Raw genomic sequence first — 4,859 nt, forward strand, 5'->3', positions numbered from 1 at the left:
GGGTGGGAACGGGCCGGCCGGGGCTCGGTCCACCAGATCTCGTCGCCGACGAACCCGACCCAGTCCGGGTGGCCGTCGTGCGCGGCGGCGAGCGCGGCGGTCACGGGCGAGGGCCAGGATCCGTACGGCGCGGTGCGCGTCTGTTCCCCCATCGACTAGGCCGCCCTCAGGAAGCGGTCCAGGACGCGGACGCCGAAGTGCAGCGCCTCGACGGGCACGCGCTCGTCCACGCCGTGGAACAGCGCCTGGTAGTCGAGGCCGACGGGCAGCTTCAGCGGTACGAAACCGTAGCCGGTGATGCCCAGCCGGGAGAACTGCTTGGCGTCGGTGCCGCCGGCCATGCAGTACGGCACGACGTGCCCACCGGGCGCGAACTCCTCGAGGGCGGCCCGCATTCCGGCGAACAGCGGGGTGTCCACCGGTGCCTGGAGGGCCGCTTCGCGGTGTGCGAACTCCCAGTGGACGTCCGGGCCGGTGAGCCGGTCCAGGGTGGCGGCGAACTCCTCCTCGGTGCCGGGCAGACAGCGCCCGTCCACGTAGGCGACCGCCTCGCCGGGAACGACGTTGAGCTTGTAACCGGCGTTCAGCATCGTCGGGTTGGCGCTGTTGCGGACGGTCGCCTCGACCAGCGCCGCCGCGGGGCCGAGCTTGTCCAGCAGCCGGTCCACGTCGGTGCGTCCGGCCTCGATGCCGTACAGCGCGGTGAGCGCGTCCAGGGCGGCCCGCACGGTGGGGGTGAGGCGCGCCGGCCACTCGTGTTCGCCGATGCGGGTGACGGCGGCGGCCAGCCGGGTCACCGCGTTCTCCCGGTTGACCTTGGAGCCGTGCCCGGCCCGGCCGCGCGCGGTGAGCTTCAGCCAGGCGGTGCCCCGCTCCCCCGCCGCGATCGGGTAGATCTCCCGGCCGGAGCCGTCGTGGAAGGTGAAGCCACCCGCCTCGCCGACCCCCTCGGTGCAGCCCTCGAAGAGTTCGGGGTGCCGGTCGGCGAGGAAGCCGGAGCCGTCCTCGGCGCTGGCCTCCTCGTCGGCGGTGAAGGCGATGACCAGGTCCCGGCGGGGCCGTACGCCCTGCCGGGCCCAGGAGCGGACCACCGCGAGGATCATCGCGTCCATGTTCTTCATGTCGACGGCGCCCCGCCCCCACACCACGCCGTCCCGGACCTCCCCGGAGAACGGCGGCACGCTCCAGTCGGCGGGCTCGGCGGGTACGACGTCCAGGTGGCCGTGGACCAGCAGCGCGTCGGCGGACGGGTCGGCGCCCTCGATCCGGGCCACCACGTTGGTGCGGCCCGGGGTGCGCTCCAGCAGCAGGGGTTCCAGGCCGGCCCCGGCCAGCCGTTCGGCGGCGTACTCGGCGGCCGGCCGCTCCCGGCAGTCGCCGCCGCCCCGGTTGGTGGTGTCGATGCGGATCAGGCCGGAGGTGAACTCCACGACCTCGTCGAGTGCCTGCGGGTCAGCCATACTGCTCCTCCACGGCGGCGGAGGCGATCGTGGTGACCGCCTTGAACGTCCTGATGCCCTCGTACATGGTGGCGCTGGTGTAGGCCACCTTCCGCTCACCGGTGCGCGCCACGCCGGGGACGACGGTGGCGGCCTGGGCGAGGTGCTCGGCGTCGAACTCGACGGCGACCGTGAACGGCCCCGCCTCGGCGGGCTGGTGACGGACCGCCAGCCGGGCGCCCTCCTTGGCGGCGGCGCGGATGTCGGCGGCGGTCCGGGCCGGGGTGCGGCACACGGCCGCGTACCGGGACACATGGTCCTTGACGGCCACCTTCGGTGCCTCGGGCGCGTAGCCGAGGGCGTCCTCGCAGGCCACGTCGTCGCCGGTGACGAGGACGACCGGGACGCCGTACTCGGCGACGACGTGGGCGTTGAGCAGACCCTCGCTGGCGCGGACGCCGTTCAGCCACACCCCGGTGATCTGGTTGGCGAGGTAGGTGTGGGCGAGGACGCCCTCCATGCCGGCGCCGGCGTGGTAGCCGACGAAGGCGATGCCGTCGACGTCGCCGTGCTGGACGCCCTCCACCATCGACAGCGCCTTGTGCCTGCCGGTGAGCATCTCCACCCGCTCGTCGAGCCGTTCCAGCAGCAGGTTGCGCATGGTCCAGTGGGCCTCGTTGACCAGCACCCGGTCGGCGCCGCCGTCGAAGAAGCCCTCGGCGGCGGCGTTCACGTCCGAGGTGAACATCGACCGGCACCGCTCCCACTGCGGCGTCCCCGGCAGCACGTCGGCGGGCCAGGTGACGCCCGTGGCCCCCTCCATGTCGGCACTGATGAGGATCTTCATGCCGTGTCACGTTACGCGCCGGGCCGCCCCCTGGCCACGACCCGGCGGTGGACGCGGTGCCCGAGTCCGCCTCAGGCCCGGGCGAGGACGAACCAGTGGGCCGGCAGGTCGATGCGGGTGCCGTCGGGGAGGTACTCGGTCTGCGGCAGGGCGGTCTCGCCGTCGGCCAGGACGGTGAGGCCGGCCTCGGCGAGCAGGCGCGGGATCTCGTCGTCGGGGGCGTCGGCGGGCTTGAGGCCGTGGTGGAAGACGCGGCGGAGCTTGGGCGGCGGGCCGGCCGGTCCGGCGGCGGCGCGGCTGAGGACGTCCCGGGAGGCGCTGGTCAGCTCGACCACGAAGGCCCGGCCCCCGGTGCCGATGATCTCGGCGACGGCGGCGGCCACCGCGGGGCGCGCGGCCGGTTCGCTCTGGTGGATGACGGCCCGCATGTAGACGTGGCTGTCGCCGAGCCGCCGGTGCAGGGCGCGGACGGCGTCGGTGTCGGTGAGGTCGAGCTGCTGGAACTCGACGGGGGCGTCGCCCGCGGCGCGCCGGGCGTGTTCGACGGCCGCGTGGGAGAGGTCGACACCCACGGCACGGGCGAACCGGGTGGCCAGATAGCGGGTCTGGGTGCCGTTGCCGCAGCCGAGGTCGACGATCGTACGGTTCGGGTCGGCGTGCGGCAGGAGGAGTTCGCTGTGCGGCGCGGCGCTCAGCGAGGGGTCACTGTCCCATATCGCCTCCCCCCGGGCGCCGGAGGTCTCGCTCCAGTAGCTCTCCCACGCGTCGCGATAGGTGTCCGATATGTTCATGCGATCTCCCCACGGGTCGGTTCCGTGATCGGGATATCGCGGCGGACCGGCGCGGGGCAAGGGCCGTGCGGCCCGATTCCCGGGCGGGGTGCGTGCCGGCGGGTCAGCGGCCGGTGGTGAGGGCCTGTTCGAACCAGACGGTCTTGCGGTGCCCGGTGGCGCTGGCGCCCCACTCCCTCGCCAGCCGGCTGACCACGCGCAGGCCGCGGCCCGACTCGTCGTCGGGGCCGGTGCCCAGCAGGGCGGGCAGGGCCGGTTCGTCGTCGGTGACCTCGAACAGCAGCGCGTCGGTGCGCACGATCCGCAGGCCGATCCGGTCGCTCCCGGCGTGCAGCACGGCGTTGGTCACGACCTCGCTGACCAGCAGTTCGGCGCTCTCCACGGCCTGCGGCAGGCCCCACTCCAGCAGTTGCCCGCGCACCAGGCGGCGGGCCCGGGGCACCTCGGCCGGCACGGACTCCAGCCGCCACTCGGCGACGTGGTCGTCCGGGATGCCGTTGAGGCGCGCCATGAGCAGGGCGACGTCGTCCTTGCGTCCGCCGCGGGTGTTCAGCGCCCGGATGATGGTGTCGCAGGCGTCGTCCATCGAGGCCGCGGGGTGGGCGGCGGACTCGCAGAGCGCGGCCAGGCCCTCGCCGATGTCGGAGCCGCGCACCTCGACCAGGCCGTCCGTGCACAGCACCAGCCGGTCGCCGGGCGCCACCTTGACCCGGACGGCCTCGAACGGGACGCCGCCGACGCCGATCGGGGCTCCGGTCGGCAGGTCGAGGAGGCTGCTGCCGCCGTCCTCGGCGCGCACCAGCACGGGCGGGATGTGGCCGGCGTTGGCGAGGGTCAGCTCGCCGCGGATCGGGTCGTAGACCGCGTACAGGCAGGTGGCGAGGTAGGTGTCGCCGAGCCGGCGGGCCAGGTCGTCCAGGTTGCGCAGGAGCTGGGCGGGCGGTGTCTCCATGGCGGCCATGGTCTGTACGGCGGTGCGCAACTGGCCCATCATCGCGGCCGAGTTCAGTCCGTGGCCCATGACGTCGCCGACCACCAGGGCGGTGCGGGAGCCGGGCAGCTTGATCGTGTCGAACCAGTCGCCGCCGATCCTGCCGAGCCGGGTGCCGGGCAGGTAGCGGGTGGCGACGTCACAGCCGGCCATCCGCGGGGTGATCTGCGGCAGCATGCTGTCCTGGAGAGTGTCGGCGACGTTCTCCTGGTACGTGTACATGCGCGCGTTGTCGAGCACGAGGCCCGCGCGGGCGGCGAGTTCGGCGCCGGTGGTGCGGTCCATGTCGTCGAACTGCGGCCGGTCGGGGCGGCGCATCAGCACCATGAAGCCGAGGACGACGTTGCGCGCCTTGAGCGGGACGATCAGCAGCGACCGGCCGTTGATGAGCGGCCTGAGGTCGCGCTTCTCGAACTCGCCGGAGATCCGCTCGGAAAGCTCTTCGGTGACCCGTGGGACGAGGACGGGCTCGCCGGTGACCATGCACTGGTAGAACGGGGTGTGCTCGGGGAAGGCGAAGGCCTCGCCGACGGGCACGGTGTCGTCCCAGCGGCCGGGTTCGTCGTTGTGCTCGACCCAGACGCGGAACATCACGGTGCTGGCGTCCGGCGGGCCGTCCGGGAAGCCCTCGCCGGCCAGCACCGCGGCGCGCAGGTGGGTCCCGGCGAAGTCCGCGAACCGGGGTACGGCGGCGCTGGTGACCTCGCGGATGGTCTCGCCGAGGTCCAGGGAGGAGCCGATGCGGGAGCTGACCTCGTTCAGGAACTCCAGCCGCTCGCGGACGGCGGCGT

General features: G+C 73.7%; 4 protein-coding genes. All 4 read right to left on the reverse strand.

What is annotated here, in order from left to right:
* Positions 1-155: 155 nt before the first annotated feature.
* Positions 156-1,460: a M20/M25/M40 family metallo-hydrolase gene (locus H5J33_RS23515; protein WP_181796891.1), complete on the reverse strand. Its 1,305-nt coding sequence runs from the start codon at positions 1,458-1,460 to the stop codon at positions 156-158.
* On the reverse strand, positions 1,453-2,286 hold the full coding sequence (locus H5J33_RS23520; RefSeq protein ID WP_181796892.1) for a M55 family metallopeptidase: 834 nt from the start codon (positions 2,284-2,286) through the stop codon (positions 1,453-1,455). Before H5J33_RS23520 ends, H5J33_RS23515 begins: the two co-directional genes overlap by 8 nt.
* Positions 2,287-2,357: 71 nt before the next feature.
* Positions 2,358-3,077 (reverse strand): class I SAM-dependent methyltransferase, encoded by a 720-nt coding sequence (locus H5J33_RS23525; protein ID WP_181796893.1) that lies wholly within the window; start codon positions 3,075-3,077, stop codon positions 2,358-2,360.
* 103 nt (positions 3,078-3,180) lie between these two features.
* On the reverse strand, positions 3,181-4,859 hold a 1,679-nt coding region (locus tag H5J33_RS23530), incomplete at its 5' end, for a SpoIIE family protein phosphatase (protein WP_181796894.1).

This window comes from Streptomyces sp. WELS2 (assembly GCF_013870595.1).
Classification (GTDB): Bacteria; Actinomycetota; Actinomycetes; order Streptomycetales; family Streptomycetaceae; genus Streptomyces.